Below are 23064 nucleotides of genomic sequence, written 5' to 3'. Positions count from 1 at the left end.
GCCATGAACTTCACAATGTCTTTTTCTGAGCTTATGCCTCTAGCACCTGTGATGATCGTGTCATTGACTGCGATCGTCGTGATGTTGCTTACTGCAATTAAGCGTAACCATAACTTAGTTGCGACTACGACAGTCATTGGTTTAAACCTGGCGGCGTTGTACATTCTGTTCGTTCTGTTAGCGGGTCAATTTGCACCTGCTAATGTAATGAACCTGTTCCTCGTAGATCCGTTTACGATGCTGTATCAGTTTGTGATTATTGTGGCTGCACTGGCGTGTAGTACCTTGTCACATGCTTATATTGAAACCTATAAAGATAACCGTGAAGAACTGTATATCCTGATGCTGACCTCCGTTGCCGGTGCGATGCTGATGGTGGCAAGTTCTCACTATGCATCTTTCTTCATTAGCCTTGAGCTCATGTCGATCCCTGTATACGGCTTATTGGCGTATACACATCAACGCTCTCAATCGCTAGAAGCAGGTGTGAAATATCTGGTGCTTTCAGCAACGGCGTCTGCAATGTTGTTGATGGGTATGGCATATGTTTACGCATATACAGGTTCTCTAAGCTTTGTCGCTGAACCAGGCAAACTGTTGACTGCATTTAGTCAACCTGCTGTGGTGATCGGTCTGGCACTGATTGTATTCGCTGTTGGCTTTAAATTGTCATTGGCTCCGTTCCACAAATGGACACCAGACGTATATGCAGGTGCTCCAGCGCCAGTTGCAACTTTCCTTGCAACTGTGTCTAAAGTGGCAATGCTGGGTCTGTTCGTACGTTATGTATTGTCTTCTGGCTTAATCCTGTCAGATAGCTTCGTCACTATCATCAGCGTGATTGCAGTACTTTCTATCATTGTAGGTAACTTGCTTGCAGTGAAACAGGTGAACTTGAAACGTATCTTGGCATACTCTTCAATTGCTCACTTCGGTTATGTACTGGTTGCAATCGTATCTGCACGTAATACAGATTTTTTACAGGTTCAAGGTTTCGCGACTTTCGAAAGTGTAAACGTCTATATCATCACGTATGTATTGACTACGATTGGTGCTTTCGGCGTGGTAACGCTGATGTCTAGTCCGTATAACAATACAGATGAAGCAGGTAGTCTGGCAGAGTACCGCGGTCTATTCTGGCGCCGTCCAGTATTGACTGCTGTATTAACTGTGATGATGCTGTCTCTAGCAGGTATTCCATTAACAGCGGGCTTCATCGGTAAGTTCCTGGTAGTGAAAACTGCGGTAGCTGGCGAGTCTTGGTTCCTTGCTGCGATGGTTATCCTGGGTTCAGGTATCGGTCTGTACTACTACCTGCGTGTGATGGTTGTCATGTATATGACTCCACCTGAAACACCACGTCTTGACGCTATAAATCACTGGGGTCAAAAAGTCGGCGGTATCATGGTATTGCTCGTTGCATTACTGGTACTGGTGATCGGTGTTTATCCGGATCCAATCATTGCGCTGTCTCGTTATGCGTTCTTCGCAATGTCGCCTGAATTACAACAGTTTATTTTCACTTTGGTTCAAAGTGGTTTTAACTAATTCAGCACAAGTTTGAAGTTATTACAAAAAAGCCTCCACGATTGGGGGCTTTTTTAGTTAAACAAATCCGGAAAAGTCTTTATAATAGCGGAAATTTATCTTTAACCTTCTAGGTGTTCTCCCGTGGCAATCCATGAAATCCGTCATCCTTTAATTCGACATAAACTCGGTTTACTGCGTCGTGCTGACATTAGTACCAAGAACTTCCGTGAGCTGGCTCAGGAAGTGACTATGCTTTTGACTTATGAAGCGACCAAGGATCTTCCTGTCGTTGAACATGAGATTGATGGCTGGAACGGACCGGTGACTGTAGACCGTATTGCAGGTAAGAAAATTACTGTTGTGCCAATTCTACGTGCAGGTATTGGTATGCTGGACGGTTTCCTGAATCTGATTCCAAGTGCCAAAGTCTCTGTACTGGGTCTGGAACGTGATGAAGAAACCCTACAGGCACGTACTTATTATAAAAAACTGGTTCCAGACGTACAAAACCGTCTTGCCATGATCATTGATCCAATGCTGGCGACTGGTTCTTCTCTGGTAGCTGCGATTGACGTATTGAAAGCCAACGGCTGTAAAGATATTCGTGTGATGGTGTTAGTTGCTGCACCTGAAGGCATTAAACGTGTTGAAGAAGCTCATCCAGATGTGGTGATTTTCACTGCAGCGATTGATCATGGCTTGAATGAAAATGGTTATATCGTTCCGGGTCTGGGCGATGCGGGTGACAAGATTTTTGGTTCAGTTCAGAAAGACTAATATTTTTGAAAATGAACAGAAAAGGGGCTTTTACAGCCTCTTTTTTATATACTGAATACTGACAGATACAGAGCAGGGGACGTTTATGACTTCCGAGCAATACCAAGGAAAAGTTAAACAGTACAATCCAGAAAAAGGATTTGGTTTTATTTCTTCACCTGAAGGTGAGGTATTTTTTCATATCTCAGATTTCCCCGCCGATTCAGGTGAGCCGAAGCGCAATGACCGGGTAAAATTCAATGTGGTTCAGAATGGGGATCGCTATAAAGCCATTAAAATTGAACGTGTAGAAGATAAATCGAAGAAAGCCAAAAAAGCCAAAGCGGTAGCAGTCAATACTTCGATTACGTCAGCACTATTGTCGAATTTAAAGCGTTAATTTTTGCTTGGAAAATACATTCAAAAGGAGGCTTTAAAGCCTCCTTTTTATTCGAATTATAAGTTTATGTAAGTTGTAGGAATCTTGTGTAATCTAAAGCTTATAGAATGTTGCGAAAACAATAAAATACCCACCAAAGCTTAACAATATCCTTTAATCCCTTCCATATAAACTACGCATCAGTTGAATGGTTTAGAGACACATATCATGTTTACAGATGGAAGAATTAAAACCTATGATGCTGTACGAGGGATGGGAAGTATTGAACCGGCAAATAATGCGCAGGAACTTAATTTTCAGTTAGATCAATTACCTTCACCTGAAATAGTACCTCAAGTCGGAGAACGACTTAAATTTAGAATAATTGAAGAGCAAAATGCGATTCTACTGGACAATATGGTACGTTTGGATATCAAGCGTCAGGAAGAGTTCGTTTCTGAAGTAGTCGCATTGCCATCTCTAGCTTCTACTACGATAGTTAATCCGGCACGCAATACCATTTTCTTTAGTCCTACACTCTGGTTGATTCTGGTAACAGCAATTGGATTCATGATATTTGGAGAAATTTAACTTAGGTTCTCATTTACTAAGATATTTGTCTCATCATTCAAATAAAAAAGCATCTTACGGTGCTTTTTTATTTTTAGAATTTTTATCTATTTTTGAATACACTTACTAAAAATATCAAAGACAAGAGCGAGCTATGTTTCAAGAGGGGAAAATCAAAACTTATAACGAGTAACGTGGTTTTGGTTTTATCGAAATTGAAGGGGAAGTGAAAGACTTATTCTTTCACATAAAAGATTTCCCAAATAAGAACGTACCACCTAAGGTTGGAGAAAGCTTAAAATTCCGTAAAGTACAGGATGCAGGCAAGTTTAAAGCAGATAATATTGTGCGTTTGGATCTCAAAACGGAAACCCCTCGACATACGCCTCAGTCACGAGCATTAGAAAATAAGCCTCGTACTACTCAACGAAAACAATCTCAAGAGAAGAAAAGTAGCTTTAGCACTTATATTGGGTTTCTGATTATGATTGGCTTAGCCTATGCGGTCTATAATAAATATCAGGATTGGCAAAGCAGCAGAATACAGCTGGTAGAAGGGCAACGTATAGTTGAAGAACCACAAGTACAGCAGAATTTTAGCTGTGATGGACGACAGCATTGTAGTCAAATGAGTTCATATGAAGAAGCTTTATACTTTTTAAAAAATTGTCCGAATACCAAAATGGATGGTGATGGCGATGGTATTCCATGTGAAAGCCAATTTAGACATCGCTAAATAAAAAAAAGCGCCAAAAAGCGCTTTTTTTATTGAAAGTGAAATTTACGCTTCACAGAATTTCATAAAAGCTTTGAGACCTGGACCTTGATATTTCTGGCGGTGTACCAGCATAAATAAAGGACGGGTGAGTGACCAGAATGGAGTATCCAGAATCACCAGTTGGCCTTTTTCCTGTAAAGGTTCAATTGCCAGCTTGGAAATACAGGACATACCTATGCCACCTGCAACAATCTTCAGAATTGCCTCGTTATGACCGAGTGTCAGACGGATATTAGCATCTGGAACATCTTGCAGAATGGCATTGTCAAAGACTTCGCGCGTGCCTGAACCTTCTTCACGAAGAATCCATTCTACAGATTTAAAGTCTTCTGCAGTCAGTGGACGGTTTAACTGAGCAAGTGGATGATCGGGAGCACAGCACACCGCGAGTTCATCATCACGCCAATGGATACATTGCAGCTGTGGTAAGTGACAAGAACCTTCAATCAGCGCAAGATCCAGCTGGAACTGGTTGACGGCTTCAATCATCTGACGAGTATTACCCACCTGAAGTTGCAAGTGTGCCTGTGGCTGGATTTTTAAAAAATCCGCCATTAGGTCTGGCATCAGATAGTCGGAAATGGTCAGGGTCGCACCGAGACGCAGGTCAATGCTTTGCAGTTCACCTTTAGCAGCTTGTTCAAAAGCTTCACAGCGACCAAGAATTTCAAGTGCTTGCGGGAGAAGAAAACGACCTAAATCATTCAGCTGTAAACGCTTGCCTAGACGGTCGAATAAAGGTGCGCCAAGACCATCTTCTAAATCTGCTAAAGCCATACTCGCCGCACTTTGGGTGAGTTTGACTGCATCACTGGCTTTGGTGACGGTACCTTCTTGAGCAACTGCTACAAAAACAGCCAACTGGCGTAGAGTCATGCGCATGAATAGAGCCTTAACATTTAAAAAATATTAATAAATTATGCTGTCATGCTACCATGGGCATAGTCTTTGATGCCACGTTTGAATCATGTCTATTGAAAAATTTAGCTTAGAAAAGGTTTTATCTGTACACCGTTGGACCAATACGCTGTTTAGTTTCACCATGACCAGACCTGCGCATTTCAAGTTTACGGCAGGACAGTTTGCGCGTATTGGCTTAAAAGTGGGGGATGAACTGGTTGTTCGGGCATATTCAGTCGTATCATCACCATTTGATGAAACACTGGAATTTTTTTCGATTGTGGTTCCGGAAGGGAAATTTACTTCGAATTTACAACATCTTAAAGTAAGTGATGAACTCTACTTAGAGAAAATTCCCTATGGCTATCTGACTTTGGCACGTTATCAATTGCCATTACCACAAGATTTATGGTTGCTTGGCACAGGTACAGGTCTGGCACCATTTTTATCCATGCTGCAAGACTTTGAAACCTGGAATAAATATCAACATATTAACCTGGTTTATAGCGTTCGTACGCAAGACGAACTGGCTTATGTCGACCGTATTCAGGAAATTGCCGAGAGCTTTGGCGAAGGTCATACAGGTTTTAAATTTATTCCAATCATTACCCGTGACCCTGAAGCAGCACTTCACCATCGTTTACCGATCTTGATTGAAAATGGAGAACTTGAACGGGCAGCAGCACTCCAGCTTAATCCTGAAACCAGTCATGTGATGCTCTGTGGTAACCCGGAAATGGTCGAAGATACCAAAGAAGCGCTAAAAGCACGTGGTCTGACCATGAACCGCCGTGGTGAAGGAAATATTGCGGTAGAGAATTATTGGTAATTCCTTCAGAGTTCCTCCCTTTCTAAAAGGGAGGTTAGGAGGGATTAAAGTTAGATTATTTGCCAGTTCTTGAATCCTCCCCCAACCCCTCCTTTGCAAAGGAGGGGTTTTTACCTCTCTCTTGCGTAGCAGTGCTGCTCATCGCCTAAAAGGAAAGGGAGTTACAGCCTTCTAAAAGTTAGAAATGGATTAAAATTGAAAAAATATTTTCAAATTAAAAAGAATCCCCCCTAAATCCCCATTTGTTAAAGGGGGGACTTTTATTTTCTTTAGGCACAAAAAAAACCTCCATACGGAGGTTTTTTGCTATTTAGGAATTAATGTACAAACATATCCATAAAGTCACGGATTTCCTGAATGGCAGTATCTGTATCGGTGGTTAACCAGGTCGGCTCAAAGAAACCGGCATAATGTTCGATTCGATCCGCGGGCACAACTAAACGTACCGGACAATCTTCCTCCAGCAGGCGCCATGGAATAATCGGAACGTCATTATCTAGCCAGGCCGCCACATTCCGTACATCAATGACCATGGCATTAATGCAGTCCGGAAAAGGCATTACCGACATTTCTTCAGTACGGCGGCGGAAATATTCCAGATCTTGCCAGCGTAGCATAAAGCTCGGTTTGCTAAATTCAATGATTCCAATCAGATGCTGATCACGAGTGTAGTGCAAAGCACATTGATGTGTGACGTCAGTGTCAAGATCAAGCGATACACTCTGTTGACGATACGCCATAAAACTCGGGTGCATGAAAAATAAGGTGGATAATTATAACGTATTTTGCGCAAAGTAGCAGGTATATTGAAAAACGGTATTTTTACAGCATGTTTTAGCCCACTTAAAATGTGCTTAAAATTTAATAAAATCATAATGGTATATTGTCTATTTTATAGACAATTCAATTCCTGATAAATCAGCTAAAAACCGCCAGTATTAACTGTCTCGGAAAAGAGTTTCTAACCATAAGAGCATAGTATATTTAGGCTAGAAAATGCCTCTTTTTGAAACTAATACCAAGTTCATCAGACTCATACATATAACTTACATCCATTCACTATCTCACCATCTTTTGTCACAGAAGCTGTGATAACTGCTTGTTATGATAAAAATCTACTTATGAATAAGAAAGAGTGAGAATGGTCATGGTTGATGATTTTAATAAAAAACCACCTTTGCATGATCAGGCAGCAATTACGCAGAAGAAGCGCATTCCTGTCTATATCCTGATTTTGGTCGGTATCTTTTTACTGGCAGTCCTGTTCTATATGTTTGCAGATGTGAAGCCAGATGCGCCTGCGACCCAGCCTAATACACCGGTACCAGCGACTGAAGCCCCTGCCAATAATGGTAGTCCGGCGGCTACTCCAGGCGGTGAAAGCAATGAAGCAATGGCTACCGTAGATGATGCGATGACAGAAGCAACAGCCACTGTAGGCGAAATGTCACAAGATACAGCAGAAGCCACTGCAACTGATGCTCAACAGGCCACCCAATAATTGGAATTGTTAAAAAAACTCTGGTTAATGACTAGAGCTTTTTTGCAATAGGTGGTGATGTTTTTCAAAGTTCTGTATCTCCAGGCAAGCTAAGCACAGGAAGTTCAAGCTTTATAAGTAATCGGAAAGAGCTAAAGATTTCGAAAATAAGCTCGTGAATTCAGATAAATAGCGTAATAACAAAGAGGGCAGAAAACATGAATGATTATATGAGAGGCCCACGTGGTGGCTATGATGCCATGTACTACTGGGATCAGTTTCATCCAATTCTTAGTGCAATTGCCATATTAGTCTTAGGTTGGATTATTGCATTACTCGTTTCGGCAGGTGTTAAAAAAATCTTGCAAAAACTAGGGACCAATACACACTTAAATGCAGCGACAGGACATCGCTCTAATGTCGAGAGTATTATCGCTCGTGTTGTGTTCTGGATTATTCTGATTATTGCGGTGATCGGGGCGCTTAACGTACTGAATCTGACAGCAGTGAGCGGACCGTTCAGTAATATGATCCAGCAGTTCCTGCTCTTTATTCCACAATTGCTGGCGGCTATTGCTGTGGCCTTTGTTGGATGGATTGTGGCGAATCTGGTTAAAGTCGGCTTGCAAAAAATGCTTGATCGCACTCAGCTGGATGAAAAGCTGAGTGCCGAAGTCGGTGTCAGTCCGATTAGCCAAAATATCAGTGAAATTGTTTACTGGCTGATTTTACTGCTGTTCTTGCCAATCGTCTTGTCGATTCTAGGTTTACACGGTTTATTACTGCCTGTGCAGAACATGCTGACGGATGTCGTAAGTTATCTGCCTAATATCTTCATTGCTGCAGTTATTGTATTTGTCGGATACATTCTGGCAAAAATCGTTCGCGGTATTGTCGAAGGTTTGCTCAACAGCTTGAATATTCAACATCAAGCTGAAAAAGTCGGCATTTTCAAAAACTCGAATGTCGCTCAACTGATTGGTTCATTCATCTTTGCAGTCGTAATTATTACGTCATTAATCATTGCATTTGAAGCACTGGGTATCGAAGCAATTTCTCAACCAGCAACTGCAATGCTGTATGAGATCATGAATGCCATTCCAAATATCATTGCAGCTGCACTGATTCTAATTCTGGCTTATGTAGTTTCTAGACTGGTAGCACGTCTGGTAACTGAAGTCGTTGCCGGAACAGGCGTAGATGAGGTTCCAGCTAAACTGGATCTACAACGCTTCCTGGGCAAAACCAAACTATCAAGCTTGGTGGGTTATCTGATTGTACTGTTCACTATGCTATTTGCGGTTTCTGAAGCAGCGGACCGTTTAGGCTTTGAACAGGTAAGTGGCCTGATTGCGATGTTCATCTACTTCGGTGCAAACATCCTGCTAGGTGCTGTAATTCTGGTGATCGGCTTCTGGCTGGCCAACGTAGTTGCCAACATTGTGCAACGCGGTGAATACAACAGTTCACGCTGGTTAGCAAACTTGGTTCGTGTACTGATCATGGGTCTGGTCATTGCAATGGGTCTACGTGCCATGGGCATTGCTGACTCGATCGTGAATCTGGCCTTCGGTTTAACTCTGGGTGCTGTTGCAGTGGCCTTTGCCTTGGCCTTTGGTCTCGGTGGCCGTCAACCAGCAGAACGTGTACTGACTGATTTGATCGATAAAGCTAAACGAGAAGCTAAAGAACCGAATCCTTTGAAAAATGAAACCAATATCATGACTTCAGGCCTAGGTGCTGATGTCAGTGGTACTACAGGTGCAGGCAGTTCAACTACAGGAGAAAATATTGTGCCGAATCAAGATCAATCACAAGATGACAATACGCCAATGCGTACCAATTTATCCAATAGTACACCAGCGACCTTGACCACTGCACCACAGGATGATGAAGCTTCAGGTATAGATCAGGTGACACCAGATGTAGATCAGGCTGTACCGGATTCGCTTCAAGTTGATCCAATTCATCCACCAGCGAATAATCCATTTGGTTCTACAGGTGAAGAAGAACCGAATGTCGATAGTCATCCAAAAAAAGATGACCCGAATTAACCTGTTCTATCTAAACAAAATCGGCCACGCTTGAGTGGTCGATTTTTTTAATGATGAGGAAATCTGAATGAATGCCAAGAAACCGAATAATCTATTAGCACCCTTAGCGATAGCAGGCATTACCATTGGCTTTTTCACGGCTGCTTATCGATTTGTCTTTGTGAAAAGTAAACAGGATGAGCAGGCTGAACGAGAGCTGGATAAGAAAATACCTGATCCAGACGAATTTAACTAAGCCAGAACACTGCTCAGTCACTCCACATAGAATTTCTTTTTTAAAAAATATAGAATATTCAAGTGAATACTAAAATGATTTTGGTATTTTTCTTGCATTAAAAATATAAAGAAAAAGGAGATCAATAATATGTGGAAAACATTGCAGCATAAATTTATGGCATCTATGGCAGACCAAGTACCATTACATCTGCAGGAAGCGGCTCAGAAAATGCAACTGACGATTGACCGTTTAGAAAATATGGCCAATCTCAACCTGTTTAAAACGGATTATCTGGAATAAGCGAAGTATTTTCTTTTTCCTAGATCATCTCTGTATTAAACATATTCCGATGCGGCATGCGCTGATGACCATGCCCATTGGAAGTTAAAACCTCCCAAATGACCAGTCACATCCAGTATCTCGCCCACAAAATACAAGCCTTTCTGTTTTTTGCTTTCCATGGTTTTAGATGAAACTTCGGTTGTATCCACACCGCCCAAAGTCACCTCGGCTGTCCGGTAACCCTCAGTTCCAGAAGGCTTCAATTCAAAGCCACTTAAACGTTTGGCAATCTGTTCGAGCTTGTCATCACTAATATTGCCAATAGATGTTTCAGCTATTTCAGGCCAGATAAGATTCTGTAATTCTAGTACTACGCTCTTTGGTAAATGTTCGGTCAATAGTGTACGTAGCAGAACTTTAGGCTGACTCTGTTTTTTAGATTTAAAGAAATCAAACAGATCTATACTTGGCAGAAAGTCGACCTTAAAACTTTGGCCAACATCCCAGTAATTTGACAGTTGTAGGGAGCTAGGGCCGCTCAGACCACGATGGGTAAACAGTAAAGCTTCAGTAAAACTATTTAAATTATTAGACAGCGTGGCTTCGACTGCATTACCGCTCAGACGAGTGGTGATTTCCTTGAAATTATCCGAGAAAGTAAACGGCACCAGACCGGCACGGGTTGGATAGACATGATGGCCAAACTGTTTGGCAATCTCATAGCCGATGCCTGAACCGCCTAGAGTCGGAATCGACAAGCCACCTGAAGCAACCACAACTGATTCCACTTCAAAATATCCTAAAGAAGTGGCTACCTGAAATCCTTGATCGTCTACAGTGTTGACGGCTTTCACTTCGCAGTTGGTTTTGATCTCGACCAGACCAGTCTTGTCACATTCAGACAGTAGCATCGACAGAATTTCTTTAGCACCATTTAAGGTAAATAACTGTCCATGTTTACGTTCTTCATACTCGATGCCATATTCGCAGACCATACCAATAAAATCCCAATTGGTATAGCGGGTCAGTGCTGAAATCACGAAATGCGGATTATGCGAGATGAAATTTTCAGGTTCGACATAGAGGTTGGTGAAATTACATTTGCCGCCACCAGACATCAGAATTTTTTTACCCACCTTATTGGCTTTTTCAACGACTACGACTTTTCGACCACGTTGTGCTGCCATATAGGCTGTCATTAAACCGGATGCACCTGCACCTATGACCAAAACATCGTATTGCTGAACAGACATGACACACTCAAGGGAGAAGAAAGGGGAGCATTATAGACAATTTTATTTCAGCTTTCTCTATTCCTGAAGGAGGCTGCCCGAATTACAGCGTGTTAGCGAATATTTATCATAAATAATTTGAAGCAGCTGGCGGATTCATGCATAGTTTTGTCAAGCCTAAAAAATAATCACAATGAAAAGGAATAATTTATGACGGATACGGCAGCATACAAACAATATAATCTGATCAGCTATATTCTTCATCTAATGGGTTTTTTCCTGGGAATAACCCCATTAATCGCTATTATCATGAATTATATTAAACGTGATGAAATGCGGGGCACCTGGCTGGAAAGTCATGTGGACTGGCAGATTAAAACCTTCTGGTTCAGCTTGCTGGGTTATATTCTGGGTGGGCTGCTCACCGTAATTCTGATCGGTTTTGTGATTATTTTTCTGGTCTTTGTTTGGCACGTCTATCGATTGGTAAAAGGGTTAATTGCATTAAACGAAAATAATCCGATAGGAACTTAAGTTTCGATCAGCACTTTAAGCGAGTTAAATATTTCGACCTTGTAGTCCACCAGTATGCAGGATTAGTAGCTTTGCTTCTGCTGGAAAATAGCCTGTTTCAATTAGGTCGGAAATTCCCAACAGCATTTTTCCCGTATAAATATGCTCTAAGGGAATATCATATTCAGCTTCAAAGTGCTGTATAAACTGGATCAGTTCAGGAGTGATTTTGGCATAGCCACCGCAACAATAATCATCGAGAATGGACCAGTTTCTTTTCGTGGTCAGCTTAGCCACATCCTCATTCAGGAAATCGCCTTTTAAGGCAGAAAATCCTAATACCTGTTGCTGAGGCTGGCTGGCTTCAATCAAACCTGTGATCGTGCCACCCGTGCCTACAGCACAGCAGATCACGTCAAATTGTGCATCGCCGTCCTTTAGAATCTTCTGACATCCCTGAATCGCCAATGCATTAGTACCGCCTTCAGGAATGATGTAATGTGCGGGAAAATTTTGTGCTAACCTTTCTAGATAATCAGTGTCCTGTTTACGTTGATATTCTTCACGACTCACAAAATGTAACTGCATGCCGAATTGTTGTGCCAACGCTAAAGTGGGGTTTAAAGGCTGATGAGCCAGTTCTTCACCCCGAATAATACCGGCACTCTCAAAGCCAAACTGCTGGGATGCAAACGCCGTTGCGGCAATATGATTGGAATAAGCACCACCAAAAGTTAGCAGCTTTTTAAAGCCAAGTTGCTGTGCTTCCAGAAAATTGTATTTTAGTTTAAAAAACTTGTTGCCGGATATTTGCGGATGCACCAGATCCAGACGGCGTATGGTTACAAGCCTATCTTTCAGCCAGATGCGCTGGTCTGGAATATGCTGGGCGATTTTTTCAAACATGGTATTTTCATAAGCTAAGAATGAGCAAATTATAGCGAAATAGAATCAGCAGGATGGCAGAATCATGAGCTCCTTAAACTAAGAATAAATTTTTGTAGATTGTCACAATTCATATGCTGAAAATTTAAACAAATTTGCTAATCTGAATCTTATAGGGAACTTAGAGGAGGATAGAATAATGAAAATACTATCCTGTACGATTTTAAGCGTATTGCTCTTAGGCTTATCTGGCTGTGATGATCCGCTGAATAAACCTAAAACTGATACACGAAGCATGATTATTGGCGGAGTGCCGGTGCATGACCATGATTATAAGATGCTTGATTCATCCCTCACCGCTCAAGACCAATTGAAGAAATAGCCGGATTTTGCACAAATATTGCATCATTTGTGTAGAAATATTAAAGCAAAATAAATTATTTTTACTTAAAATAAGCCATTCATTTTAAGTTTGGATGGTCACGTGGAATCATTTTGGATTTTAGGTTCAATTGCCTTTGCCCTCATGTTAGGTGCAATGAGCCCAGGACCGACTTCTATTTATGTAGCGAAAAATTCAATTGCGATCTCACGTAAGCATGGCCTATTTACAGCTTTAGGTACCGGAACAGGGGCGGCGATTTTTGGCCTACTTGCAGTCCTAGGTTTACAGGCATTCTTGCTGGCTGTGCCATCTGCTTATTTGGCGCTTAAAATTTGTGGTGGTTTATATCTGCTCTGGTTAGCTTTTAAAATTATCAAACATGCCAAAGAACCGATCGAGGCAGGCGATGACAGTCAAACTCAGATGTCCTTGCGTCGTGCCTATATGACAGGTTTGATTACCCAATTATCTAACCCAAAAATTGCCATTGTATTGGCCAGTATTTTTACTGCGCTTTTGCCAAAAGAAATTCCAACTTACTTTTACTTTGTATTGCCGGTTTTATGTTTCTTTATTGATGCAGGCTGGTGCTCGCTGGTGGCTGTTGCACTTTCTGCTGAAAAACCACGTCGTGTGTATTTAAAATTTAAAGCCGGTTTTGACCGTGCAGCAGGGGCGGTCATGACCGTGCTTGGCTTAAAGCTGATTTTTGGGATGAAGTAATTTTCCAATTATCGCAGACTATAAAAAGCCCCGATGATTCGGAGCTTTTTTTATTTGGTGCTTAAAAAATATTTTCTTCCGAATTAGCCGAGATCCGGTGAATAGATAAGTCTGCACCAGTAAATTCCTCTTCCTGACTCAGACGAATACCGATCAACATTTTCAGCAGACCATAAATCAGGAATCCACCTGCCAGAGCCACTACAATTGCCAGTACGGTACCGAATAGCTGTGAAATGATAGAAACACCACCCATGCCTCCGAGCCATTGCTGACCGAATACACCGACCGCAATTCCACCGAAAGCACCACATACGCCATGCAAAGGCCAGACCCCTAATACATCATCGACTTTGAGTTTATTTTGAGTATAGGTAAAGAGTTTTACAAAAATCACGCCTGCGCTGATTCCGATAAATAACGCACCCAGTGGATGTACCACATCAGAACCTGCACAGATGGCCACCAGTCCGGCTAATGGGCCGTTGTGCAAGAAGCCAGGATCATCTTTACCCGCTACTTTTGCTGCAATAGTTCCACCGACCATCGCCATTAGAGAGTTAATCGCAACCAGTCCGGAAATAGCATCTAGGCGTTGTGCACTCATCACATTAAAGCCAAACCAGCCAACAATCAGAATCCATGAGCCTAGAGCAAGGAAAGGGATAGATGATGGTGGATGTGCAGTAATCCGGCCATCATTTTTATATCGACCATTACGTGCACCAAGTAAAACGACTGCAGCCAGAGCAATCCAGCCTCCCATGCCATGCACGACCACAGAGCCGGCAAAGTCGTGGAAAGTGGCACCGAAGGTATTTGCCAACCAGTCTTGAAAACCAAAGTTGCCATTCCAGATCATTCCTTCAAAAAATGGATAAATCAGAGCAACTAAAAATAAAGTCGCTAAAGCCTGCGAACGCATTTTAGCCCGTTCAGCAATACCTCCCGAGATAATCGCAGGAATAGCTGCGGCAAAGGTCAGCAGGAAGAAACAGCGCATCAGGTTATAACCATGATCGGCTGCTAAAGTAGAGGCATCATGGAAAAAATACTGACCATAGGCAATATAGTAGCCCACCAGAAAGTAAGCGATGGCGGATAGGGAAAAGTCAGTGAGAATTTTACTTAAAGCATTGACCTGATTTTTATGGCGAACTGTCCCTAGTTCTAAAAATGCAAATCCTGCATGCATGGCAAGCACTAGAACTGCACCGAGAAGGAGAAATAATAAGTCTATATTTTGCATTATGCGTTCCAATTTAGTGCATAGAATCACAAAAGAAATCCAGTATATAGAGGCAAACTGATTCGAAAAGAGTTACTAACAAGGGAAATTTTGATAAAGAATTTCTTGAAACTGACAAGACTCGATATGAAGCACAATAGAATTTTATGCACCAAACTAAGACATCATAAGAAAAGATAAAATTTGAATTTATATTTTGTTTTTTAGATATTTAGCTTTATCACAGAAAATGGCGTGTTAAAAATGTGTGCTAAAGGTGCACATGAAAAGTAAAAGGATTTTTAAGAAAAAATTTAAAAAAATTAAGTGATAGATTCTTTTGAATTGCAAAAGTACATCATGGTTTTAAATTTTAGAAGTCATGAAGACTATAACTTAGCTATATCTTCAATAAAGAAAACCCTAAAAAATTAGGGTTTGATCCGGAGCTAAAATCTCTGAAGTATTCAATTAATCTTTGAAATGCACAGGAATCCATTGATAGCTCTTTCCATCTTTTGAGTAAATACGACCGATCCCTGGGAATGGTAAATGTGGTGCTGCAATGGTCTGGCCTTGCTTGGCATATTCAGCAAAATCCTTTAAACGGGTTTGCACCGCAGTTTTAGGATCAACATCGAATTCTATGGCTGTTTCAGGTTTTTCGAATTGCAAGGTATGTGAATGGACGATGTCACCGACAAATACGACTTCTTGACCATCTGCTTTGAGTTTAAAGCTGTAATGCCCTGGGGTATGACCAAAGGATGGCTTAAACTCGATCCCACCAAAGGCTAAAGATTTATCAGAAAAGACTTTCACTTTTTTAGCTTTTTCATAGGGTGCAAGGGCGGCTTTAATTTTCTCTACGGTGTCTAAGAAACCCTCCTGCTGGTCTTTCGGTAGTTTTTTAACGGTATTTGGACTTAGCCAGTAGTCATATTCGGTTTTAGAAATATGTAAGGTGGCATTTGGATAATTTGCTGCGCCGTTATTTGAAATGCCACAAACATGATCAGGGTGGAGATGAGTCAGGAAAATACCACTCACTTGCGCAGGCTGATAACCTGATGCCTTGAGGTTATTATAAATTGATCCTAAGTGCGCACCAAAGCAGCTTGCAGCACCGCTGTCGACCATGAGTAGTTGATTATCTGTATTAATCAGGAAAGCATTGACTGAAGTCTGTATACCTTTGGCTTGATCGGCATGATATTTCTTTAAAATCTCAGTCTTTTCTGCATCACTTAAGCCTTTAAACATCGATGGATTTAAGTAGTTTGTACCATCGAGCAGGGCAGTAATCTGAGTATTACCAATTTGGTGATGGTAGTAGCCGGCGACTTGTTTTGGTGAAGCAATCGTTGCAGTTTCAGCAGCCTGACTCACACTTACACTCAAAACAGAAAATGAAAGTAAAGAAGTGAGAAGGGATGTCCTTAAAATATTCATGGCAATTCTTATGGTTGTGAAGTTTATGCTATGTATTAGCATGTAAAGCATGAAAATAGAATATAAAAATATTTACCTTTTTTTAAAGAGAGAAGAGAAATTGAATATCTGTACTAGGCATTCAGTTTGAATCTGTATATTGATTTTGTAAGGAAATAAAAGATTTTTTTATCTAAAAATATTTTTATAAATAAAATACTTAGATAAATTTCACTTTTATAAAAAAGCCCGTTAACATGGGGTATTGCAAACAGCATTGGGTATCGCTATGAGTTTTTGGAAAAAGAAAAATAATGCAGCATTTGTATTTTTCATTATTACCTTATATTCATTGCTGGGCTTCGGCATTGGCTATGTCATCTGGGAATTTTTCCTTGATAAATAAGTGCTATCCGATTTATAGATCGACGTAAAAAAGCCTCTAAAGATAGAGGCTTTTTTAATAAGCAATTATTTACTGCATTCAGGCTGAGAACGGTCAATAATTTGAGTGCCTTCTACGCGATAGCCAATTTGGCCTACCAGAAACGCTTGATTTAGTTGAGTGATGACTACATCAGAAAGTGCTACTGCACAACGATCTTTTTCAATTGCACGATCTACTGCTGTTTTGAAATTAGGAATACCTAAAGGGAACAAAATTACTGGAACTTTATCTTCGCCTTTAACGCGTTCGCCTTTAACGAACTGAGTTGAGTTTAGGTTGAAGTTTTTCGTTGAAGCTACAGTCATATCAGCCATACGAACTGAACATCCTGTGAATACAATTGTTGATGCTGCTAAAGCTGAAACTAGTAATTTTTTCATGTTTACCCCGAATAATTCTAAAAATAAAAAAAAAGCGTTTAGATTCTATAGATATATTTTTTAAAAACAAGAAAATAAATTGTATAAATGGTAAAAAATTAAAGATGAAGAACTTTTATTGGCTGAGTATTATTTTATTAGACTAAGTAAAAAGCCCCTACATCAGTAGAGGCTTTTCTTCTATCTAAGACCTAAATCTTAAGAAACTTTATCACCCGGTTTAGCACCAGATTCAGGTGAAATCACCCAAACACCTTCGCCATTGCCAGCCGCAAGTACCATACCGTTTGAAATACCAAAACGCATCTTACGTGGAGCAAGGTTCGCAACCATCACCACAAGTTTACCTTTCAGGTCTTCCGGTTGATAAAACTCACGGATACCGCTAAATACGTTACGTGGCTCAGCTTCGCCGACATTTAGAGTCAATTGCAGCAGCTTATCAGAACCTTCAACCGTTGCAGCTTCCAATACTTCCGCTACACGTAGGTCAACTTTCATAAAATCATCAATATTAATGATTTCAGCTTCGCCCACTTTAGGTTCAGATTTCTTCTCTTTGGCTTTCTCTTTTTTCTTTTCAGCTTTTGGTACTTCCGCAGGTGCAGCTAAAGAATCTTTAGACGCATCGACCATCGCAGCCACAGCTTTCGGATCCACACGTTGCATTAGTGGCTGGAACAACGCAATTTCATGACCAGTCAAGATTTCTGTACGTGAAGCAAAGTCGAAAGAAGCCAGTTTCAGGAAGTCCTGAACTTGAGCAGCCAAAGTTGGAAGTACTGGAGCTAAATACACAGCCAATTGACGGAACAGGTTAATACCGACAGAACACACATCGTGAACCTGTTGTTCTTCGCCTTCAATTTTCGCTAAAGCCCAAGGTTTTTTCTCATCAATGTATTGGTTGGCTTTATCTGCAAGCGCCATGATTTCACGGATCGCTGCCGAGAATTCACGGGTTTCATATGCTTTGGCAATTGAGTCACCAGCATCAATAAAGCTTTGCACCAGTTCAGGCTCAGCACAAGTTGTACTTAACTTGTTGTCAAACTTGGTATTGATGAATTTTGCACAACGGCTTGCGATGTTCACCACTTTACCTACAAGGTCCGAATTCACTTTCTGGACGAAATCATCCAGATTCAAGTCAGAATCTTCAACCTTGTCAGAAAGTTTAGAAGCAAAGTAATAACGCAGGTATTCAGGATTCAAATGCTGTAAATAAGTTTCAGCTTTAATGAAGGTACCACGAGATTTAGACATCTTCTGACCATTTACAGTCAGGAAACCGTTCACAAATAAACCAGTTGGAGTACGGTAGTCTGCACCTTCCAGCATTGCAGGCCAGAACAGGGCATGGAAGTAAACGATGTCTTTACCAATGAAGTGATAGACTTCATTTTTAGAATCTTTTTGCCAGAAATCATCAAAGCTTAAGTCAGGACGTTTGGTTTTGATGTAATTTTCGAAGCTCGACATATAGCCGATTGGCGCATCCACCCAAACATAGAAATATTTGTTGGGTGCATCTGGAATTTCAAAACCGAAATAAGGTGCATCACGTGAGATGTCCCAGTCGTTTAAGCCATTATCAAACCATTCATCCAATTTGTTGGCGATAGACACTGGGAGACGACCTTCGTCACGGGTCCATTTTTGCAGGTATTCACCAAAATTTGGCAGTTTAAAGAAGTAATGATCCGAAGATTTCTCAACAGGAGTCGCACCGCTTAAAGTCGATTTTGGATTTAATAATTCAGTCGCGTTGTAAGTTGTACCGCAAACTTCACATGAATCGCCGTATTGATCTTCCGCCTTACATTTTGGGCATGTACCCTTAATGAAACGGTCTGACAGGAACATGCCTTTTTCAGGGTCAAATAACTGGGTTACAGGGCGAACTGCAATATTGCCGGCTTCACGGTTTTTGATATAGATTTCTGAAGCGCGGGCGCGGTTAGTATCACTGTGGGTAGAGTCATAATGATCGAAATGCACACCGAAACCGTCAAAGTCACGAATGTGTTCTTTTTGCACATTGGCGATCTGTGCTTCAGGTGAAATGCCATTTGCCTCAGCACGCAGCATGATCGCTGTACCATGAGCATCATCCGCACAGACATACGTCACGTCATGACCCATTGCACGCATCGCACGTACCCATATATCAGCCTGGATATAGCCGAGTAAGTGACCCATATGAATCGGGCCATTGGCGTAAGGAAGGGCATTGGTGACTAGGATTTTACGCACAGATTCACTCTCTCATTCGTATTCATTATGCAATGGGCCATAATTTTACATGATGCAGAAGGGATTACAAAGAAATGCTTTTACAGAAGCCTCAGGAATAAATCAGGCTGAATATTCAGAATACAAAAACTGGGTATAGACGGGTAATTGGCCCGTAAAAATTCGATTGAGATAAGTTGATGCTACTTCTTGCAATCAATAGCAACAACATGTACAGGCTTTGTTGCAGTTTGCTTAATTCATCCACGTCATTGCATGCTTTGTGCTAAAAATTTAGCTGATCATTTTTATTATGACGCCTTAGGAGGGTACTCATGACTCAGAATAACCAGACAAGTACTTCAAAACAGAATCAAGATAAAGAACAACATGCACGAGAGCTGCATGACAAAATTGAACAAGAGCAGAAGCAGAACGAGATTGATAAACAGCATAAGCAGAAACATGAAGAAGTCCTAGAAGCCCAAAAAAATGGTGCTGATGAAAAGTCTGATAATCAGCAAGACTCTAAAGCATCTGGTAATCAGCAATCAGAGCAAAAAGATGCGTCTAAAAATGACCAATCTGATTTTGATAATGTTGATCAATCAGATAAAAAGACCGAAAGTACCAAGATGGATGACTTAAAGGCGAAAGCCATCGCAATTGGTGAAGAGCTATTGCAAAAAGGCGAAAAGATTCTGAATGAGCTAAAAAATGGCAAATCAGACAGCCAAAAAAATGGTGAACAAGGTTCAGATGATTCGAAAAAGGCACAGGATCATACTTCTGGAGATAAATCAGCGAATCAGACTGACCAGGATCGTATGGCAAATTTAAAAGATGAAGCGCTACACAAGTTTGAAGATACTAAGGTCAAAATTAGTGATTTGGTAAATGAAGCTGCTACGAAACTAAATGAGTTGAAACAGATGGCGGCTGAAACCATGACTAAAATGAAAGGCGATGATCAATCTCAGTCAAGTAATTCAAAAAAGCAGGATCAGGATTCTTCATCTAAAGAGGCTAAGGATAAGGACCAAAAATCAGCTCAGACCAATAACAAAGATGATGCTAAAAAGGATCAGGATAAGGCTGATCAATCTGGGCAAAACAAGACCGATCAAGATAAAAATCATAAATAATCATTTCATGTCGAAAACCACTTCATTCAGTTTTTGAATGAAGTGGTTTTTTAATGGATACTATCTAGGACTTACGCATTGACGGATTCAAAAAAGTATTAAAATACTTTATAAAGTATCTGTGATTAGACGAATTAAACATGCTTCTACAGCAACTTGTACATTACCCATTTATATGGGCTTTCTCATGACAGAACCGAACTCTATTAGCTGCACACAACTTGCCGAGACTTATAATATCTCGCATGATAGTGTAAATCGCTTTCTAGAGCGTGAAGACTACACACCTCACGACCTATATCAAGAATCAATTCAACATATTGATAATAATAAACTTATAGTCAGTATTGATGATACTGTTTTAGATAAACCATATAGTCAACATATGGACTTGGTTAGCTATTTTTGGTCAGGCAAACACCACCGATCCGTCAAGGGTATTAATCTCATTACCTTGTATGCGACAGATCAAAATGGTCAAAATATTCCAATTAATTTCCGAATTTATGACAAATCTGAAAGTAAAACCAAGAATGATTACTTTATGGATATGTTAAGTGAAGTACTCAGTTGGGGTGCAAAGATTCAATTTATTACAGGTGATAGTTGGTATTCATCGACTGGAAATCTAAAAACCATAAGAAAATATGGTATTCGATTTATGTTTGGTATCGACTGTAACCGTAAGGTTTCCCCAGAAAAAGGACAATGGTTTCAACTGCGTTTATTGCCAGATTTCCATCAGGGTCAAGTGGTCTGGCTCAAAGATTTTGGCTTTGTACAATTATTTAAGACTCAGTTAAAAGAACAGCAGAGGTTTTATATTGTGCATCAAGATGAAGATGATTTATTGTCCTTTGAGGGTTTTCATGAATTACATTCAAGTCATTGGAAAATAGAGCAATATCACCGGGTGATTAAACAGGTTTGTCATATTGAAAAGTTTCAAGTAAGACGATCTAAACTGATTTTGAATCATATTTTTTCAGCCTTGATGGCCTACGTTGAGATACAAAAGAACCAGTTTGAGCGGATCTTTGAAAATGTATATCGTTGGCAGAAGAAATTATTTAGACCAGTTATCAAAAACTTCATTGATGACTTTATTCTCGATAAAAATCATCTGCTACCACAGAGAATCTATAAATAATAGTGCGTAAGTCCTACTATCTAATTAATTTGATTTAAAATTTTAAATATCAATAATATAAAACAATAAATAAGATGTGATGCTGACTTTATAAATTTTCTTCCCTGTAACCCTTTAAAACCAAGTAAAATAGTTGGAAATCATATTTGTCTTTTGGGCTTGTGAATACAGATTGCTTAACCTGAGCCAAAAACCTCGTTAAACTAAGCTATTCAGATGTCTATCTATATTTTTGGAGTAACCTATGTCCTGGCTTTCTTCGCTTAAATCGGTTTTTTCGCCTTCCAAGGAGGTGAACGAAGAAGCTGTGCAGAACGTACTGCAAAACTATGTCTTGCCAAATTCTAGCAATGCATTGAAAGACCGGATTACACAGGTCAATGTGCAAGGCGAGATTCTGCAAATCACCATTAATACTTATCCGGAAGAAAAAGAGCAGTTACAGCAGATTCATGATGAACTGGCGGATGCGCTAGAGAAATGCGGTATTAAAGAACTAAACCTGCATGTGATTCAGCAAAAGACGGGTCATAAGAAAGAAGGCGGTTGTGGACATCATCATGCAGAAGGCGAGAGCTGTTCCAGCCAGCCGCAAACTGCTGCTTCAAAATCGAATTTGCCACCTGTGGTTGATGCTTCAGGTCATGCAGCTCAAGCAGAAGCTGACCCAAATAATCCGCCGATCCAGAAAGCTGCTCCACAGCAACGTGATGTGCCGAAGCATCCACGTATTCAGAATGTCATTCTAGTCTCTTCAGGTAAGGGCGGTGTTGGTAAATCTACAACGACTGTGAATCTGGCTTTGGCTTTGCAAAAATTAGGTTTGAAAGTGGGTGTACTGGATGCGGATATTTATGGTCCAAGTATTCCGACGATGCTCGGCAATGCTGGCAAAACCCCGATGATCGAAGCCGAACAGTTTGTCCCACTGGATGCGTATGGTATGGCAGTGCTATCGATTGGCCACTTAACGGGTGATAGTAATACGCCGGTTGCTTGGCGTGGTCCGAAAGCAACAGGTGCCTTGATGCAGCTATTCAATCAAACCTTATGGCCGGATCTGGATGTATTGATGATCGACATGCCACCAGGTACAGGTGATATCCAGTTAACGCTCGCTCAGCGTATTCCAGTCACAGGTGCTGTGATTGTGACCACACCACAAAACGTGGCATTGCTGGATGCGACCAAAGGCATTGAACTGTTTAACCGTGTGCAGATTCCAGTGATGGGTGTAGTCGAAAATATGTCGACCCATATCTGTTCGAACTGCGGTCATGAAGAACAGATCTTTGGTAAAGGCGGCGGTGATAAACTGTCAGAGCAATACAATATTCCATTGCTCGGTCGTCTGCCTTTGAATGCAGTAATTCGTGAAAATGCCGATGCCGGTAAGCCTTCAGTGATTGCTGGAGATGATGCTGCTGAAAGTTACATGACCATTGCCCAGAAAATTGCAGCGAAATTGCCAAAAGCAGAAAAAGATAAAACTCGTATTTTCTAAGATTCTATAGTGAAAAAAAAGAGAGCCGAG

The 23064-nt window shown here is 40.8% G+C and carries 25 protein-coding genes; 17 read left to right on the top strand and 8 right to left on the bottom strand.

Annotated elements, in window-relative coordinates:
• Nucleotides 1-3 precede the first annotated feature (3 nt).
• The 5 genes from nuoN to F897_RS14785 all read left to right on the top strand — a co-directional run bounded on the left by nuoN (nt 4) and on the right by F897_RS14785 (nt 3971).
• Entirely contained in the window at nt 4-1548 is a 1545-nt protein-coding gene (gene nuoN, locus F897_RS14805; protein ID WP_005237059.1) for an NADH-quinone oxidoreductase subunit NuoN, read from the top strand.
• 123 nt (nt 1549-1671) lie between these two features.
• Nucleotides 1672-2307, top strand: a complete 636-nt coding sequence (gene upp / locus F897_RS14800; RefSeq protein ID WP_005237058.1) for a uracil phosphoribosyltransferase — start codon at nt 1672-1674, stop codon at nt 2305-2307.
• An 85-nt stretch (nt 2308-2392) separates the two neighbouring features.
• A complete protein-coding gene (locus tag F897_RS14795; RefSeq protein ID WP_004785065.1) occupies nt 2393-2686 on the top strand; it encodes a cold shock domain-containing protein in 294 nt (97 codons plus the stop codon).
• 207 nt (nt 2687-2893) lie between these two features.
• Entirely contained in the window at nt 2894-3256 is a 363-nt protein-coding gene (locus tag F897_RS14790; protein WP_005237055.1) for a hypothetical protein, read from the top strand.
• A 187-nt stretch (nt 3257-3443) separates the two neighbouring features.
• Nucleotides 3444-3971, top strand: coding sequence for an excalibur calcium-binding domain-containing protein (locus F897_RS14785; RefSeq protein WP_224214004.1), 528 nt, complete (start codon nt 3444-3446; stop codon nt 3969-3971).
• A gap of 45 nt (nt 3972-4016) precedes the next feature.
• Here F897_RS14785 and gigC read toward each other — a convergent pair whose 3' ends face one another.
• Nucleotides 4017-4895: a LysR family transcriptional regulator GigC gene (gene gigC / locus F897_RS14780; RefSeq protein WP_005237052.1), complete on the bottom strand. Its 879-nt coding sequence runs from the start codon at nt 4893-4895 to the stop codon at nt 4017-4019.
• 85 nt (nt 4896-4980) lie between these two features.
• Between gigC and F897_RS14775 the strand changes: the two genes are divergently transcribed.
• A complete protein-coding gene (locus F897_RS14775; RefSeq protein ID WP_005237050.1) occupies nt 4981-5742 on the top strand; it encodes a ferredoxin--NADP reductase in 762 nt (253 codons plus the stop codon).
• 317 nt (nt 5743-6059) lie between these two features.
• Here F897_RS14775 and F897_RS14770 read toward each other — a convergent pair whose 3' ends face one another.
• Nucleotides 6060-6482, bottom strand: coding sequence for a hypothetical protein (locus F897_RS14770; RefSeq protein WP_005237048.1), 423 nt, complete (start codon nt 6480-6482; stop codon nt 6060-6062).
• A 407-nt stretch (nt 6483-6889) separates the two neighbouring features.
• Here F897_RS14770 and F897_RS14765 point away from each other — a divergent pair, with 407 nt between their 5' ends.
• The 4 genes from F897_RS14765 (at nt 6890) to F897_RS17795 (ending at nt 9793) form a co-directional block, all read left to right on the top strand.
• Entirely contained in the window at nt 6890-7243 is a 354-nt protein-coding gene (locus F897_RS14765; RefSeq protein ID WP_005237046.1) for a hypothetical protein, read from the top strand.
• Between the two features lie 197 nt (nt 7244-7440).
• A complete protein-coding gene (locus tag F897_RS14760) occupies nt 7441-9276 on the top strand; it encodes a mechanosensitive ion channel (protein WP_005237043.1) in 1836 nt (611 codons plus the stop codon).
• A 67-nt stretch (nt 9277-9343) separates the two neighbouring features.
• Nucleotides 9344-9511 (top strand): hypothetical protein, encoded by a 168-nt coding sequence (locus tag F897_RS17800; protein WP_005237035.1) that lies wholly within the window; start codon nt 9344-9346, stop codon nt 9509-9511.
• Between the two features lie 129 nt (nt 9512-9640).
• Nucleotides 9641-9793 carry a hypothetical protein gene (locus F897_RS17795; protein ID WP_005237033.1) on the top strand — a complete coding sequence of 51 codons (153 nt, stop codon included), beginning with the start codon at nt 9641-9643 and terminating at the stop codon, nt 9791-9793.
• Nucleotides 9794-9828: 35 nt separating this feature from the next.
• Here the strand turns inward: F897_RS17795 and F897_RS14755 are convergent, their stop codons facing one another.
• Complete coding sequence (locus F897_RS14755; RefSeq protein WP_005237032.1) at nt 9829-11028, bottom strand: BaiN/RdsA family NAD(P)/FAD-dependent oxidoreductase; 1200 nt, start codon at nt 11026-11028, stop codon at nt 9829-9831.
• A 189-nt stretch (nt 11029-11217) separates the two neighbouring features.
• On the opposite strand from F897_RS14755, the gene F897_RS14750 reads away from it, so the two are divergent.
• A complete protein-coding gene (locus tag F897_RS14750) occupies nt 11218-11541 on the top strand; it encodes a DUF4870 family protein (RefSeq protein ID WP_005237031.1) in 324 nt (107 codons plus the stop codon).
• A 24-nt stretch (nt 11542-11565) separates the two neighbouring features.
• On the opposite strand, the gene F897_RS14745 is transcribed toward F897_RS14750, so the two are convergent.
• Nucleotides 11566-12426, bottom strand: a complete 861-nt coding sequence (locus tag F897_RS14745) for a 1-aminocyclopropane-1-carboxylate deaminase/D-cysteine desulfhydrase (RefSeq protein ID WP_005237030.1) — start codon at nt 12424-12426, stop codon at nt 11566-11568.
• A 178-nt stretch (nt 12427-12604) separates the two neighbouring features.
• Here F897_RS14745 and F897_RS14740 point away from each other — a divergent pair, with 178 nt between their 5' ends.
• Nucleotides 12605-12787: an NF038215 family lipoprotein gene (locus tag F897_RS14740; protein WP_005237029.1), complete on the top strand. Its 183-nt coding sequence runs from the start codon at nt 12605-12607 to the stop codon at nt 12785-12787.
• Between the two features lie 102 nt (nt 12788-12889).
• Complete coding sequence (locus tag F897_RS14735) at nt 12890-13513, top strand: LysE family translocator (RefSeq protein ID WP_005237028.1); 624 nt, start codon at nt 12890-12892, stop codon at nt 13511-13513.
• 61 nt (nt 13514-13574) lie between these two features.
• On the opposite strand, the gene F897_RS14730 is transcribed toward F897_RS14735, so the two are convergent.
• Together F897_RS14730 and F897_RS14725 are read right to left on the bottom strand one after the other, a co-directional pair.
• Nucleotides 13575-14762 (bottom strand): ammonium transporter, encoded by a 1188-nt coding sequence (locus F897_RS14730; protein ID WP_005237027.1) that lies wholly within the window; start codon nt 14760-14762, stop codon nt 13575-13577.
• A 450-nt stretch (nt 14763-15212) separates the two neighbouring features.
• On the bottom strand, nt 15213-16193 hold the full coding sequence (locus tag F897_RS14725; RefSeq protein ID WP_005237026.1) for an MBL fold metallo-hydrolase: 981 nt from the start codon (nt 16191-16193) through the stop codon (nt 15213-15215).
• A 268-nt stretch (nt 16194-16461) separates the two neighbouring features.
• Between F897_RS14725 and F897_RS18210 the strand changes: the two genes are divergently transcribed.
• The gene (locus F897_RS18210) at nt 16462-16578 is read left to right on the top strand and encodes a hypothetical protein (protein WP_373683639.1); all 117 of its coding nucleotides are present in this window, start codon (nt 16462-16464) and stop codon (nt 16576-16578) included.
• Between the two features lie 65 nt (nt 16579-16643).
• On the opposite strand, the gene F897_RS14720 is transcribed toward F897_RS18210, so the two are convergent.
• Nucleotides 16644-17000, bottom strand: coding sequence for a hypothetical protein (locus tag F897_RS14720; RefSeq protein ID WP_034581100.1), 357 nt, complete (start codon nt 16998-17000; stop codon nt 16644-16646).
• Between the two features lie 198 nt (nt 17001-17198).
• On the bottom strand, nt 17199-19256 hold the full coding sequence (gene metG, locus F897_RS14715; RefSeq protein WP_005237025.1) for a methionine--tRNA ligase: 2058 nt from the start codon (nt 19254-19256) through the stop codon (nt 17199-17201).
• A gap of 314 nt (nt 19257-19570) precedes the next feature.
• Between metG and F897_RS14710 the strand changes: the two genes are divergently transcribed.
• The 3 genes from F897_RS14710 to apbC all read left to right on the top strand — a co-directional run bounded on the left by F897_RS14710 (nt 19571) and on the right by apbC (nt 23034).
• Nucleotides 19571-20380, top strand: coding sequence for a hypothetical protein (locus F897_RS14710; RefSeq protein WP_005237024.1), 810 nt, complete (start codon nt 19571-19573; stop codon nt 20378-20380).
• 121 nt (nt 20381-20501) lie between these two features.
• Nucleotides 20502-21530 carry an IS701 family transposase gene (locus tag F897_RS14705; protein ID WP_079255106.1) on the top strand — a complete coding sequence of 343 codons (1029 nt, stop codon included), beginning with the start codon at nt 20502-20504 and terminating at the stop codon, nt 21528-21530.
• Between the two features lie 244 nt (nt 21531-21774).
• Nucleotides 21775-23034 carry an iron-sulfur cluster carrier protein ApbC gene (gene apbC, locus F897_RS14700; RefSeq protein ID WP_005237023.1) on the top strand — a complete coding sequence of 420 codons (1260 nt, stop codon included), beginning with the start codon at nt 21775-21777 and terminating at the stop codon, nt 23032-23034.
• Nucleotides 23035-23064 lie beyond the last annotated feature (30 nt).

Source organism: Acinetobacter variabilis (assembly GCF_000369625.1).
In the GTDB taxonomy this organism is placed as follows: domain Bacteria; phylum Pseudomonadota; class Gammaproteobacteria; order Pseudomonadales; family Moraxellaceae; genus Acinetobacter; species Acinetobacter variabilis.
This window is presented reverse-complemented; position numbering and strand designations above follow the sequence as displayed.